Consider the following 12,795-nt stretch of genomic DNA (forward strand, 5'->3'; position numbering starts at 1 on the left):
ACCAACGAGATCCCGCACATCCACCACCCCCTGCGAGCCACCGTCAGCCTCGAGGAGTGTCGATGTCCACACAGGTAGTCTCGATCATCGGCCTGGTACTGATCTTCGCGTTAGCCACGCTGCGCTCGGTGAACATGGGAGCCGTCGCGTTCCTGGGCGCCTTCCTGCTCGGCACGTTCGTGTTCGGCCAGTCCAGCGACGACCTGTTCGCCGGGTTCCCCGGCGACCTGTTCGTCACCCTGGTCGGCGTGACCCTGCTGTTCGCCATCGCCAAGGCCAACGGCACGGTCGACTGGCTCATCCACAGCGGGGTCCGGGCCGTGCGCGGGCGGATCGCCCTCATCCCGTGGGTGATGTTCGTGATCACCGCCCTGCTGACGATGGTCGGCGCGGTCGTCCCGGGCGCGGTGGCCATGATGGCGCCGATCGGGCTGAACTTCGCCACCCGCTACCGGATCAGCCCGCTGCTCATGGGTCTGCTCATCATCAACGGGGCGAGCGCGGGCGGGTTCTCCCCGATCAGCATCTTCGGCAGCATCACCAACGGCGTCGTGGAGCGCAGCGGCCTGCCGGGCGACCCGGTGCTGCTGTGGATCAGCTCGCTGCTGTTCAACGCGCTGCTGAGCGTCGCGGTGTTCTACCTGTTCGGCGGGCGGCGGCTGCTGGGTCGCCGGGTCAGCACCGAGCAACCGGACGAACCTTCCGGCGGCTCGGGCACGACGACCGCGACGCGGACGAGCACCACCACCTCGAACGCGCAGCGGATCACGACGGTCACCGGGCTGGTCGCGCTGGCGGTCGGCGCGCTGGCGCTGGAGTTCGACGTGGGCCTGCTGTCGCTGAGCATCGCCACGGTCATCGTCCTGCTGTGGCCCGAGGTCGCGAAGAAGTGCGTGTCCGAGGTCGCCTGGCCGACGGTCCTGCTGGTCTGCGGTGTGGTGACCTACGTGAGCCTGATGGAGTCGGTGGGGACCATCGAGTTCCTCGGCAACGGGGTCGTCGGCATCGGGATCCCGCTGCTGGCCGCGTTCGTGATCTGCCTGATCGGCGGCGGGGTGTCCGCGTTCGCCTCCACCACCGGCATCCTCGGCGCGCTGATCCCGCTCGCGGTGCCGTTCCTGCAGACCGGCCAGGTCGGCGCGGTCGGCCTGATCATCGCCCTGGCGCTCTCCTCGTCGGTGGTGGACTCCTCCCCGTTCTCCACCAGCGGCGCCCTGGTCGTCGCCAACACCCCGGAAGCGGAGCGCGACGCCACCTTCAAGGGACTGATGGCCTGGGGCATGAGCATGATCGTGATCGCCCCGGTCCTGACCTGCGCGATCTTCGTTCTGCCCGGCTGGCTCTGACCCGCCTCCCGAGTTCATCCGATCCGTGGACAAGCCCCCTCCCGAACCCTCGTTTTCCCTGGTCAGAATCCAGATACGGAGCGTGATCCGGGGGTGTCGGGGACCAGCGGGAGCGGGGCGTGACGGCCGGGTGACGTGGTGGTGACGGAGATCTGGCGTACTCGCCGTCAGCGGTTCGCGCCGCTGTTGGAATCTCGTGAACGCGAACTAGGGGGAACCATGTTCGAACACCTGTCGGTCGAGCTGCTGCCGGAGCGCAAAGCCCTCGGTGGCGGTTGGTGGAACGGCTTCGGCGACATCGACCAGGACCTGGACCTGACGCAGAACGTCGACGTCGACGTCGACAACAACTCCTGCTTCGGCGATGTCCACGTGACGGCCTTCAACAACGCCAACATCGACCAGAACGCCCGCTGACGGACGTCCTGATCGCTGGCCGCCCACCGCTGCTGCGCGCGGTGGGCGGCCAGCTCGTGCGATGACCGGGTAGCCCCGGACCTCGCCCGTCCCACCGATGCTCGCCGGAAGGAGCCGAACTCGACCCGCCGCTCGCGGGACCCCGGTGGACCCCGCCGGACCCGTGTACAAGATCTGAACAGTTAGCGGCGAGAAGTTCGGTCACGCTCAGCTCGCGTGAAATCTCATCCGGCAACGCGACGGGAGACGGCATGTCACAGCCAGGGACGAGCATGGGGCGACGGAAGTTCCTCGGCTACCTGATCGGCGGTACCGGGCTGGTCGCCGCCGCGAACGTGGGACTGCTCGGTTCACCGGGGCAGGCGGGCGCGGTCACCGCGCCGGTGCCCGCAGAGCTGTACGACCTCAACGACGTGCTCACCGCTGCCGCGCAGCCCACCTCGCAGCTGATCAAGGTCGAGGTGCACGAGGACGGCACGGCGTCCTTCGAGTTACCCCGCGCCGAAGTGGGCCAGGGCATCACCACGTCCATCGCGATGATCATCGCCGAGGAGCTGGAGCTGCCGCTGGACAAGGTGCGCATCACGCTGGCGCCCGCGCGCCCCGAGCTGCTGTTCAACCAGCTCACCGGCGGGTCGAACACCATCTTCGCGATGTACACGCCGGTCCGGGTGGCCGCCGCGCTGGCCAAGCAGGCGCTGCTGGAGGCCGCGGCCGCGCTGCTCGGCGACACCGTCGGCAACCTGACCACCAAGGCCGGCGAGATCATCGGCAGCACCGGCAAGCTGCCCTACGGGGAGCTCGTGCCGAAGGCCGCGGTGCCGCGGACCACCGCGCGCGAGGTGGAGCTCAAACCGGCGTCGGAGTTCCGCGTGGTCGGCACCCCGCAGAACCGCAAGGACGCCTACGCCGCGGTGACCGGGCAGAAGCAGTTCGCGATGGACCTGCAGGTCGAGGGCGCGCTGCCCGCGATGATCTGCCGCCCGCCGACGATCGGCGGCAGCGCCGCGGAGGTGCTGAACTCCGCCGAGGTCAAGGCGATGAACGGGGTCACGCACGTGGAGATCGTGCCGAGCGGCGTCGCCGTCCGGGCGCACACCTTCGGCCAGTGCATCGACGCCATCCGCGCGCTGCGGGTGAAGTGGAAGCCCGGCACGGCGGAGGACGCCTCCGACGACTCGATCCGCGCGGAGATCAAGTCCGCCGAGCTGCCTATGGTGGTGCCGCAGCTGCCCGCGCTGGCCGAGACGATGGACTTCGACTTCACCTTCTACTTCCGCAGCGGCTCCCCGCTGGAGCCGAACTCCGCCGTCGCCGACGTGCGCGAGGACAGCGCCACCATCTGGGCTTCGGCGAAGTCCCCGATCGCGGCCAAGCAGGAGATCGCCGCGACGCTGGGCATCCCGAGCGGCAAGGTGACGTTCAACGTGGTCGAGGGCGGGGGTTCCTTCGGGCGCAAGCTGTTCTTCGACGGCGCGCTGGAAGCGGCGATCGTCTCCCGCGCGTGCCGCGCACCGGTCCGGTTGATGTGGCACCGCGCCGACGAGCCCCGGCAGGGCCGGTCGCACCCGATGGTGACCGCGCGGGTCCGCGTCGCGCACCTGGGCGACCAGATCCTCAGCTTCGAGCACCGGCACACCGGGGTGGCCGTCGACTTCACCCACGGCCTGGGCGAGGCCATCACGGCCGCCGCGGGCAAGCTCCCGATCGCGGGCAACCTCAGCCTCGCCGAGACGATCTTCGAGACCACCCAGTTCATGCCCTACGACTTCGGCGTCATCAACCAGAAGCTGATGGAGACCGGCTCCTACGACCGGTTCCCGACCAGCGCGGTCCGCAACGTCTACTCCCCCGACGTCCGCGCCGCCAACGAGCTGGTCGTCGACCAGATCGCGAAGAAGCTGGGCAAGGACCCCTACGAGTTCCGGATGGCCTACCTGCGCAAGGAGCGGGTCAAGCGGGTGCTGCAGAAGGTCGCCGAGGCCGGTGGGTGGGGCAAGCGGATGCCGTCCGGCACGGCGCAGGGCATCGCGATCCACGAGGAGTACAAGGGCGCGTCGGCCTGCCTGGTGGAGATCGACTGCCGACCGGAGACGGTCAACCGGAAGGTGCGCGACGCGGTGACCGGTCCGCTGGTCAGGAAGGTCACCTTCGCCATCGACCCGGGGCTGGCCATCAACCCCAAGGGAGTGGAGGCCCAGATGCAGGGCGGCATCTGCGACGGCATCGCGCTGGCGCTGACCAACTCCAGCCACCTCGTCGACGGCCACTTCCTCGAAGCCAGCTGGGACAACTCGGCCTACACGCGGCAGTGGAACACCCCGCGTGAGATGCAGGTCTTCGTGATGCCGAGCGACAACCCGCCCGGTGGCGCGGGGGAGGCCGGGGTCGCCTCCGCGTTCGCCGCGACGGCCTGCGCCTACGCCCGGGCGGTCGGGAAGCTGCCGCAGTACTTCCCGATCAACCACCACGACCCGCTGCACTTCGAGCCGAAGTCCTTCGTCCCGCCGGTGCCCGCGTCGCCGACCGACGGCCTGAGCCACACCTACTGAGCAGTTCCCGGTCCGCGCCACACAGGTTTGAGTCCAGGAGGTCCCCGCTGATGCCCACCCACACCTTCAAGGTCAACGGCGAGACGGTGACGGTCGAAGCCGACGACGGCGAACGCCTTCTCTGGGTGCTGCGCGATCTGCTCGGCATCCGCGGCCCCAAGTACGGCTGCGGCATCAACGTCTGCAAGGCGTGCACGTCGCACATCAACGGCAAGGCGTTCAACCCCTGCGCGGTGCCCGTGGGCGAGCTCTCCCCCGAGGACGAGGTGACCACGATCGAAGGCCTGCCCAAGACGGTCGGCAAGGACCTGCACCCGATGCAGGAGGCGTGGCTGGAGCACGACGTCGCGCAGTGCGGCTACTGCCAGCCGGGGCAGATCATGGCGGCCGTGGCGAAGGTGAACCAGGCCCGCCGGGAAGGGCGCGAGATCGACGACGCGCTGCTGGACGAGATCCGCAACGTCTGCCGCTGCGGCACCTACTACCGCATCCGCGAGGCGATCAAGGCGGGCGCGGAGAAGATGTGACCGCGCAGGGCTTCCCCGTCCAGCCCCTCGTCGGACGGGGAAGCCCTGCTGCTCAAGGGGTTTCGCGCAGCCAGTCGCGGGCCGCGGCCACGCCGTCGAGCGTGATCTGGTGCCCGCCCGGGTGCCAGTGGGCCGTGACGCGGGCGGAGCGCTCCTCGAACTTCGCCACGAGGTCCTCCGCGGACTCCGTCGGCGCCATCGGGTCGCGCGTCCCGTTCGACAGCAGCACGCGCGTGCCGGTCAGGTCCAGCGCGGGCGGCTCCGGGACCGGCAGCATCGCCGCGAACGCCACGACTTCCGTGATCGCGTCGGGCCGCAGCAGCGCGGTTGCGGCGGCGATGTTCGCGCCGTTGGAGAAGCCCACGGCCACCAGCCGCCGCGTCCCCAGCTGGTAGCTGGTGCGCGCTTCGCGGACGAATTCGGCGAGCTGGTCGGCCCGGCGCACTACGTCCTCGTGGTCGAAGACGCCTTCGCGCAGGCGCCGGAACCACCGCGCCATCCCGTTCTCCGACACCGGCCCGGCCGGGGCGAGCAGTGCTGAGCGCGGGCTGATCTCCTTCGCCAGCCCCACCAGGTCGTCCGGGCTCCCGCCGGTGCCGTGCAACAGCAGCAGCACCGGCTCGTCCGGATCTCCCTCGTGGAAGCGGTGCGGCCAGGCCGGGGTGCTCATCGGCGCTCCGCCAGGATCTCGGCGACCTCGGGGTTGTTCTCGTCCGGCAGGTCCAGCTCCGGCAGCCCTTCCTGGATCTCCTCGCGCTTGGGCTCCAGCCACGGCGGCAGCTTCAGGGCGCGGCCCAGCTCCAGCAGCGGTTCGTCGACGCCGAACCCGGGGGCGTCGGTGGCGATCTCCTGCAGCACGCCGCCGGGTTCGCGGAAGTAGATCGAGTGGAAGTACTGCCGGTCCAGGATGGACGTCACGTCGTAGCCCTTGCCCACGAGCTCCTCGCGCCACGCCAGCTGGGTGGCGTCGTCGGGCACCCGCCAGGCGATGTGGTGCACCGTGCCACCGGCGACCAGCCCGCGCGGGGCGTCCGGGGAGACCTGGACGTCGACCAGCGCACCGGGGCCGCCGTCACCGGCGGCGAAGCGCAGCCGGTTGCCGTCCTGGTGCACGAACCGCAGCCCCAGGTCGTCCACGAGCGTCGCAGCGGTCGCGTCCTCCTTCGCGACGGTCATGGTCACCGAGTGCAGGCCCCGGATCGCGTGCTCGCCCGGAACCAGCGGGGTGTCCCACGGGTCGCGCGGGTCGCCCTGCGGGTGCGCCACCAGGGCGAGCCCCAGGCCGTCGGGGTCCTGGAAGCTGAGCGCGTCCTCCTCGTCGGAGTTGGTGATCCGGCTGGTCCGCACCCCGGCCGCTTCGAGGTGCTGCTGCCACCAGCCGATCGAGTTCGCCGGGACGGAGAACGCGGTCGTGGTGGCCTGGCCGGTCCCCCGGCGGCCGTCCGGGACCCCGTCCCACGGGAAGAAGGTCATCAGCGTTCCCGGCCTGCCCTCGGCGTCGCCGTAGTACAGGTGGTAGGTGCCGGGATCGTCGAAGTTCACCGTGGTCTTGACCAGGCGCAGCCCCAGGGTGCGCAGGTAGAAGTCGGCGTTGCGCTGCGGGTTCCCGCCGATGGCGGTGACGTGGTGCAGACCTGTGGTGCTGATCGACATGACCGCCTCCTGCGGTTCGGGCCGGTGGGGATCGGGTGGTCTCCTCGGCTGGGCACCCGGGTTCGCCGGATGCCCAGCCGAGGAGGTTCGGTCAGGCGCGGCCGTTCTTCAAGGCCTGGGCCACACCCACAACACGGCGGGCCTGCACAGCCGCAGCCGCACGCGTGGTGTCATCGACCTTGTTCGCGCCCTGCGCGTCCACGTGGCTGGTGCCATACGGGTTGCCGTCGGCGAACTTCGCACCATCGGTGTAACCCGGAGCCACCACGATCCCACCGAAGTGGTGGAAGGTGTTGTACAGCGCCAGCAGCGTCGACTCCTGACCGCCGTGCGTGGTCGAGGTCGAGGTGAACCCGCTGTAAACCTTGTCCGCCAGCAGACCCTGCGCCCACTGCCCACCCAACGTGTCGATGAACTGCTTGAGCTGAGAAGAGATGTTGCCGAACCGGGTCGGCGAACCGAACAACACCGCATCGGCCCACACCACGTCATCCGCGGTGGCCTCCGGAACCGAACGAGTCGCCTCCACATTCGCCCGCCACGCCGGATTGCTGTCGATCGCCGCATCCGGAGCCAGCTCGGCCACCCGCCGCAACCGCACCTCCGCACCCGCCGCCTCAGCCTCCGCGGCCAACGTGTTCGCGATCTCCGTACCAGTACCGGTCGACGAGTAGTAGATGATGCTGACCTTGACGTTGCCCACGACATGACTCCTTGCACACGAAGACGGGCGACCAAACACCCCGCCGATCTCTTACGAGCAAGACACTACTCGACACTTCTCTTCCACGCAAGAATTCATCGCGAGAGAGTTGGAGCGCGAGACGCGGGTCACACGCGCCGATGTCACAGGGCGCCGGGACATCTCGTCTCGGGAGGTGCAGGGACCGGAACTCCACGGAGGAGCACACGATGGACGCGCGACTCGACTACCTCGCCAGCCCGACCGCGGGCAAGATCATCAAGTACGTGATGTCGACGGGCCGGGCGCTCAAGGAATCGCCGCTGCCGAGCACGACCACGGAGCTGGTGGCGCTGCGCGTGAGCCAGATCAACGGCTGCGCCGTCTGCATCGACATGCACACCAAGGACGCCGCGCACGCCGGTGAGAGCGCCGTGCGGCTGAACCTGGTCGCGGCGTGGCGGGAGGCCACGGTCTTCACCGAGGCCGAGCGCGCCGCGCTGGAACTGGCCGAAGCGGGCACCCGGGCCGCGGAGGTGCCCGGCGGGGTGAACGACGAGGTGTGGGAGCGCGCCGCCCAGCACTACGACCAGGAGCAGCTGACCGCGCTGGTGGTCCTGATCTCCTTCATGGGCATGGTGAACCGGCTCAACATCATCACCCGGCAACCGGCGGGCAACTACGAGCCCGGCCAGTTCCACTGAGGACGGACCCGACCCGGACCGACGCGATTTCAATGAGGTTTTTCCAACCTCGTTCTGCGCGGCGGTGCCGGTGGCGGAACCTCAGCGCCCGCCTGGACTCCGGGGTCCCTGACTTATGTATGACCAATACACGGTGTCAGGGCCGTCCTCGCCGGAAGGAACCCCAGAGGGGTGGGCACCGTGAACCCGCGGCGGTGCAAGCTGCGAGGGTGGGCTATGCGCCTAGCGGCGCATGCGGCACCTGCCGACCGGTGCAGTTCGCCCTTCTCAGCTGCGGTCCACGGACAGGATGAACAAGTTCAATGGAAATCGGAGGTCCGATTTCCATTGAAATCGCGGAGGGCGTGCACCGGAGGCCGCCGGTCGGAGGATCATCCGGGGATCAGCTGACGGGAGAACGGAGTGGGAGTGGACAAGGTCGAGGAGTTCGAGGAGCTGCGGCCGCTGCTGTTCTCGATCGCCTACCGGATCCTGGGCAGCGTGGGCGAGGCCGAGGACGCCGTGCAGGAGACGTGGCTGCGCTTCGACCGCTCGACGACGCGGCCCGAGTCGACCAAGGCGTACTTGTCCGCCGTGGTCACCCGCATCTCGATCGACGTGCTGCGCTCGGCGCGGGTGCGGCGGGAGGAGTACGTCGGGCCGTGGTTCCCCGAGCCGCTGCTGGAGGACCCGTACCAGGACCCGGGACGGTCGGCCGAACTGGCCGATTCGGTGTCGATGGCGGCGCTCCTGCTGCTGGAGCGGCTCAGCCCGCTGGAGCGGGCGGTGTTCGTCCTGCGGGAGGTGTTCGCCTTCGGCTTCGACGACGTCGCCGCAGCGGTCGGGCGGTCGGAGGCGGCGTGCCGACAGCTGGCGGTGCGGGCGCGGCAGCACATGCAGGACGGCCGGCCCCGGTTCGCCGCGGACCGCCAGCGGCGGCAGGAGCTGGCGACCCGCTTCTTCGACGCGCTGCAGAACGGCGACGTGGGCGGGCTCCAGGACCTGCTGGCCGCCGACGTGCAACTGGTCGGCGACGGCGGCGGCAAGGCCCCGCAGCTGGCCCGGACCGTCGTGGGCGCGGAGAAGGTGGCCCGGTTGCTGGGCACGGCCTTCCCGCCGCTGCTCCGGATCGAGGTGACCTTCGAGCCGCGCGAGATCAACGGCCAGCCCGGCGCCGTCTTCCGCGACCGCCACGGCAAGGTGCTCAACGCCTTGGTCCTCGACGTGCTCGACGACAAGGTCCAGGCCATCCGCGGGGTGCTCAACCCGGACAAGCTCGGCCACCTCGGCCCGGTGGCCGACGCCTGGGCGGTCAACCAGGAGCTGCGGCAGTCCCGCCGCCAGGCGCGCTGACCGCGCGTCCGGTGGTCATCGCTGATGACCACCGGACACGTCCGCCTCAGCGAGCAGCGGTCAGCTCCGCTTGCGCGCGGCCATCTCCTGCAGGCGCGCGAAGGCCTCGGAGCGGGGCGCTTCGACCGGCGGGACCAGGGGTTCCGACTCCTCCAGGACCTGCGGGCCGCCCAGCAGCGCGACGCGGTCGTGGTCGATCCGGCGGTACGGCTGCACCAAGCGCACCCCCGCCGGGCGGCCCAGCTCGTAGGCCTCGACGAACACCGCGCCCTCCTGGTCCTCGTCGTCCGGGATGTCGCCACCCCAGACCAGCGCGGCGCAGCGGGTGCTCCGGTCCAGCGAAGCCAACTGGTCTCGGCCGAGGTCCAGGCTGCCGCCCACCGTGGGGTCCAGCTCGTCGTCGACCAGGCGCCACAGGTCGCGCGAGCCGTCCTCGGCCAGAACCGCGGCGAACGGCTGCACGACGCACGCCTCCGGCTCCACGTCCTCGATCCCGACCGCGATCGCCCCCAGCGCGAACTCCTTGGCCTCCGGGCCGAGGTGGGGGTACTCGACCGGCTGCCGGTCCGGCGACACCAGCGGTGGCACCACGTCGTCGAGCAGCATCGGGTTGCCGATGAGGTGGACGTCGCCGCCGCGCCGCTCGTAGCGCTGGCACATGTGCACCCCTGCCGGGCGGCCCAGCTGGTAGGCCTCGACGAACACCGCTTCGGTCCGCCCGCCGTCGCCGGTGAAGTAGCCGTCGTAGATCAGCGTCACGCAGTGGGCGTCCTCGTCGAGGTCGTGGAGCTTCTCGCGGCCGAGCGCCACGCCCTGCTCCTGCGTCCACGACCCGTCCTCGTCGCCGACGAGCTTCCAGATGTGCTTCTGACCGCCCGGCCCCAGGACGGTCGCGAGCGGGACGAAGCCGTCCTCGAACTTCGCGTACTCCATCCCGAGATCGACGGCTTCGAAGAGGAATGCGGTGGACCCGTCGTCGAGGTTGTCGAGCGTGGGGCATCCGGCCGAGCTCATGCGGTCACCTCCGGCCTTCGCGCACGCGTAATCGGGTGCGGGGTTCGTTGATCAACATGCGCGCCACGGTAACAACACCGGGCGACGCCGAAGGCCGTTTTCGACGAAGCGTCCGCAGAAGGCGGTCGCGGCCGAAAACCGCCCGGCCGCAACGCGATCCGGGTCAGGAGTTCGTGCGCGACACCAGCAGCACCTCGCTCTCGTCGTGCGCTGAGACGGTCCTCGCGGTGAACGCCGCACACGATCGCCGGACCCGGTGGCGGCGCGCACCCGCGCGAACCTGGCCGCCCACCGAGCGCAGCAGCGGTGGGCGGCCAGGAACTGGGGTTGCCGACTCAGAAGCCGTTCTGGTCGATGTTGGCGTTGTTGAAGGCCGTCACGTTGACGTCACCGGCGAAGGACCAGTTGTTCACGTCGACGTCGACGTCCTGCCACACGTCCAGGTTCTGGTCGATGTCGCCGAAGCCGTTCCACCAACCGCCACCGAGGGCTTTGCGCTCCGGCAGCAGCTCGACCGACAGGTGTTCGAACATGGTTCCCCCTAGTTCGCGTTCACGAGATTCCGACAGCGGCGCGAACCGCTGACGGCGAGTAGGCCAGCCGCCCGTCACCACCCCGTCACAGCACCGTCACAGCCCACCGTGCATCACCCGCGAAAACACCGGGACAACACTCCGTGTTCATCTTCTGCGCAGCAGGAACGCGGGTTTGGGGACTTGCTCATCGACGGATCGGATGAACTCGCAGATCCGCCGAGCACGATGCGGAACAACCGGCAAAACAACCTTCGTACACTACTCCGTGGAAGATCGGAGCAATCATGGGCGACCGAGGCGCGAAGGCGGCCCTGTTCGACCAGTTCGCCCGGGTCGGCAAGGCGCTGGCCAGCGGGAAGCGGCTGGAGCTGCTCGACCTGCTCGCGCAGGGCGAGCGCACCGCCGAGGCGTTGGCGCGCTCGGCGCAGCTGGCCATGACCACCGCCTCCGCGCACCTGCAGACCCTCAAGCAGGCGAACCTGGTCGCTGCCAAGCCCATCCCCACATGTACGGCGACGAGCCGTCCGAACCCGCGCGGCACGCCGCCGGAACCGTCCTCGATCTGGGCGCCGGTCACGGCCGGGACAGCCTGCACTTCACCCGCCGCGGTTTCGCCGTGCACGCCGTGGACTCCAGCCGCGACGGACTGGCCCGCCTCCGCGCTCAGGCGGACCGGGAGGGCTTGTCCGACCGGATCACCGCGACCGTCCACGACCCGACCCCGCTCCCCGACGCCAAGCCCCGCTGATCCGCCCCGCCCGAAAGGCCTTCCGTGCGCGCTGCCGCCCACCCCGCCCAGAGACGCATCCTCGCGGTGCTCGTGTCGGCCCAGATCCTCAGCGGAGCCGGGCTCGCGGCCGGTATCACCGTCGGTGCGCTGCTGGCGCAGGACATGCTCGACAGCACCAGCCTGTCCGGGCTGCCCAGCGCGCTGTTCACCATCGGCTCCGCTGCCGCGGCGGTCCTCATCGGACGCACTTCGCAACGCCTCGGCCGCCGCGTCGGGCTCTCCGCGGGCTACGCCACCGGCGCCGTCGGGAGCCTCGGCGTCGTCATCGCCGCCACCACCGGCAGCGTCGTCCTGCTGTTCCTCTCGCTGTTCGTCTACGGCGCGGGCAGCGCCACCAACCTGCAGGCCCGCTACGCCGGAGCCGACCTCGCCCCGCCGCACCAGCGGGGCCGGGCGGTGAGCACCGTTCTGGTGGCCACCACCGTCGGAGCGGTCGCCGGGCCGAACCTGGTCACGGCGACCGGCCGACTGGCCGAAGCCCTGGACATCCCGCGCCTGTCCGGTCCTTTCGCCCTCGCGGCGGTGGCCTACGCGGCGGCAGCAGCCGTGCTCTGGGTCATGCTGCGCCCCGATCCCCTGACCACCGCGCGCGCGGCAGCCGCGGAAACCCCGCAGCCCGCCGAGAAGTCGCAGGACCCGGCAGCGACCGGGAACCACCGCGCCCACCTGGTGCTGGGCGCCTCGGTCATGGTGCTGACGCAGCTCGTCATGGTCGCCATCATGACCATGACGCCGATCCACATGCAGCACCACGGCCACGACGTCGGCGCGGCGGGGCTGGTCATCGCCGTCCACGTGGCCGGGATGTACCTGCCGTCGCCGTTCAGCGGCCTGCTCGTCGACCGCTTCGGACGGCTGGCGGTCGCCGCCGCCTCCGGGGTCACCCTCCTCGGCGCGGGGCTGCTCGCGGCCCTGGCGCCGCCGGACTCGACCGGGCTGCTCGCGGTCGCGCTCGGCCTGCTGGGGCTCGGCTGGAACTTCGGCCTGATCAGCGGCACCACGATCATCGCCGACACCGTCCCGCTGGCCACCCGGGCGAGGACGCAGGGCAAGATCGACGTGTCGATCGCCCTGGCCGGAGCCGGTGGCGGCATGGCGTCCGGCATGGTCGTCGCGGCCACCAGCTACTCGGTGCTCGCGATCACCGGCGGAGTTCTCGCCCTGGCGATCATCCCCGCCGTCGCCCGCACCGCCCGCGCCTGACTGCTCACCGACCCGAGTGGTGGACCTCCGGGGGCGCTG

General features: G+C 70.3%; 13 protein-coding genes and 1 pseudogene. 9 read left to right on the forward strand and 5 right to left on the reverse strand.

Annotation, left to right across the window (positions count from 1 at the left end; genetic code table 11):
- Positions 1-62 precede the first annotated feature (62 nt).
- The 4 genes from F1721_RS08955 (at position 63) to F1721_RS08970 (ending at position 4,842) form a co-directional block, all read left to right on the forward strand.
- On the forward strand, positions 63-1,346 hold the full coding sequence (locus tag F1721_RS08955) for an SLC13 family permease (RefSeq protein WP_150066131.1): 1,284 nt from the start codon (positions 63-65) through the stop codon (positions 1,344-1,346).
- A 219-nt stretch (positions 1,347-1,565) separates the two neighbouring features.
- Complete coding sequence (locus tag F1721_RS08960) at positions 1,566-1,763, forward strand: hypothetical protein (RefSeq protein ID WP_150066132.1); 198 nt, start codon at positions 1,566-1,568, stop codon at positions 1,761-1,763.
- A gap of 251 nt (positions 1,764-2,014) precedes the next feature.
- Positions 2,015-4,315, forward strand: a complete 2,301-nt coding sequence (locus F1721_RS08965) for a molybdopterin cofactor-binding domain-containing protein (RefSeq protein WP_150066133.1) — start codon at positions 2,015-2,017, stop codon at positions 4,313-4,315.
- A gap of 50 nt (positions 4,316-4,365) precedes the next feature.
- On the forward strand, positions 4,366-4,842 hold the full coding sequence (locus F1721_RS08970) for a (2Fe-2S)-binding protein (protein ID WP_150066134.1): 477 nt from the start codon (positions 4,366-4,368) through the stop codon (positions 4,840-4,842).
- 52 nt (positions 4,843-4,894) lie between these two features.
- Here the strand turns inward: F1721_RS08970 and F1721_RS08975 are convergent, their stop codons facing one another.
- From F1721_RS08975 to wrbA, 3 genes are all read right to left on the reverse strand, one after another.
- Positions 4,895-5,512 (reverse strand): alpha/beta hydrolase, encoded by a 618-nt coding sequence (locus tag F1721_RS08975; RefSeq protein ID WP_150066135.1) that lies wholly within the window; start codon positions 5,510-5,512, stop codon positions 4,895-4,897.
- A complete protein-coding gene (locus F1721_RS08980; protein ID WP_150066136.1) occupies positions 5,509-6,495 on the reverse strand; it encodes a ring-cleaving dioxygenase in 987 nt (328 codons plus the stop codon). The genes F1721_RS08975 and F1721_RS08980 overlap by 4 nt, the downstream gene beginning before the upstream one ends.
- A 91-nt stretch (positions 6,496-6,586) precedes the next feature.
- Positions 6,587-7,198 (reverse strand): NAD(P)H:quinone oxidoreductase, encoded by a 612-nt coding sequence (gene wrbA, locus F1721_RS08985; protein WP_150066137.1) that lies wholly within the window; start codon positions 7,196-7,198, stop codon positions 6,587-6,589.
- A 209-nt stretch (positions 7,199-7,407) separates the two neighbouring features.
- Here wrbA and F1721_RS08990 point away from each other — a divergent pair, with 209 nt between their 5' ends.
- Both F1721_RS08990 and F1721_RS08995 read left to right on the forward strand, forming a co-directional pair.
- Positions 7,408-7,881 carry a carboxymuconolactone decarboxylase family protein gene (locus F1721_RS08990; protein ID WP_150066138.1) on the forward strand — a complete coding sequence of 158 codons (474 nt, stop codon included), beginning with the start codon at positions 7,408-7,410 and terminating at the stop codon, positions 7,879-7,881.
- 402 nt (positions 7,882-8,283) lie between these two features.
- Positions 8,284-9,213 carry an RNA polymerase sigma-70 factor gene (locus F1721_RS08995; RefSeq protein ID WP_246154573.1) on the forward strand — a complete coding sequence of 310 codons (930 nt, stop codon included), beginning with the start codon at positions 8,284-8,286 and terminating at the stop codon, positions 9,211-9,213.
- Positions 9,214-9,273: 60 nt separating this feature from the next.
- On the opposite strand, the gene F1721_RS09000 is transcribed toward F1721_RS08995, so the two are convergent.
- Positions 9,274-10,227, reverse strand: a complete 954-nt coding sequence (locus F1721_RS09000; protein ID WP_150066139.1) for a hypothetical protein — start codon at positions 10,225-10,227, stop codon at positions 9,274-9,276.
- Positions 10,228-10,562: 335 nt separating this feature from the next.
- Complete coding sequence (locus F1721_RS09005) at positions 10,563-10,760, reverse strand: hypothetical protein (RefSeq protein WP_150066140.1); 198 nt, start codon at positions 10,758-10,760, stop codon at positions 10,563-10,565.
- A gap of 287 nt (positions 10,761-11,047) precedes the next feature.
- On the opposite strand from F1721_RS09005, the pseudogene F1721_RS09010 reads away from it, so the two are divergent.
- The 3 genes and pseudogenes from F1721_RS09010 to F1721_RS09020 form a co-directional block, all read left to right on the forward strand.
- Positions 11,048-11,257 (forward strand): annotated as a pseudogene (locus tag F1721_RS09010) (ArsR/SmtB family transcription factor); the annotation flags it as partial.
- An 11-nt stretch (positions 11,258-11,268) separates the two neighbouring features.
- Positions 11,269-11,511, forward strand: a complete 243-nt coding sequence (locus tag F1721_RS09015; RefSeq protein WP_150066141.1) for a methyltransferase domain-containing protein — start codon at positions 11,269-11,271, stop codon at positions 11,509-11,511.
- Between the two features lie 66 nt (positions 11,512-11,577).
- Positions 11,578-12,756, forward strand: coding sequence for an MFS transporter (locus F1721_RS09020; protein WP_150066142.1), 1,179 nt, complete (start codon positions 11,578-11,580; stop codon positions 12,754-12,756).
- Positions 12,757-12,795: the final 39 nt, after the last annotated feature.

The organism is Saccharopolyspora hirsuta (assembly GCF_008630535.1).
Lineage (GTDB): Bacteria > Actinomycetota > Actinomycetes > Mycobacteriales > Pseudonocardiaceae > Saccharopolyspora > Saccharopolyspora hirsuta.

Excerpts from the sequence above, each read along its gene's own strand:
- F1721_RS08980 (WP_150066136.1), bottom strand. The coding sequence starts at position 6,495 with ATGTCGATCAGCACCACAGGTCTGCACCACGTCACCGCCATCGGCGGG.
- F1721_RS08955 (WP_150066131.1), top strand. The coding sequence starts at position 63 with ATGTCCACACAGGTAGTCTCGATCATCGGCCTGGTACTGATCTTCGCG.
- F1721_RS09000 (WP_150066139.1), bottom strand. The coding sequence starts at position 10,227 with ATGAGCTCGGCCGGATGCCCCACGCTCGACAACCTCGACGACGGGTCC.
- F1721_RS09005 (WP_150066140.1), bottom strand. The coding sequence starts at position 10,760 with ATGTTCGAACACCTGTCGGTCGAGCTGCTGCCGGAGCGCAAAGCCCTC.
- F1721_RS08965 (WP_150066133.1), top strand. The coding sequence starts at position 2,015 with ATGTCACAGCCAGGGACGAGCATGGGGCGACGGAAGTTCCTCGGCTAC.
- F1721_RS08960 (WP_150066132.1), top strand. The coding sequence starts at position 1,566 with ATGTTCGAACACCTGTCGGTCGAGCTGCTGCCGGAGCGCAAAGCCCTC.
- F1721_RS09015 (WP_150066141.1), top strand. The coding sequence starts at position 11,269 with ATGTACGGCGACGAGCCGTCCGAACCCGCGCGGCACGCCGCCGGAACC.
- F1721_RS08990 (WP_150066138.1), top strand. The coding sequence starts at position 7,408 with ATGGACGCGCGACTCGACTACCTCGCCAGCCCGACCGCGGGCAAGATC.
- F1721_RS08970 (WP_150066134.1), top strand. The coding sequence starts at position 4,366 with ATGCCCACCCACACCTTCAAGGTCAACGGCGAGACGGTGACGGTCGAA.
- F1721_RS08975 (WP_150066135.1), bottom strand. The coding sequence starts at position 5,512 with ATGAGCACCCCGGCCTGGCCGCACCGCTTCCACGAGGGAGATCCGGAC.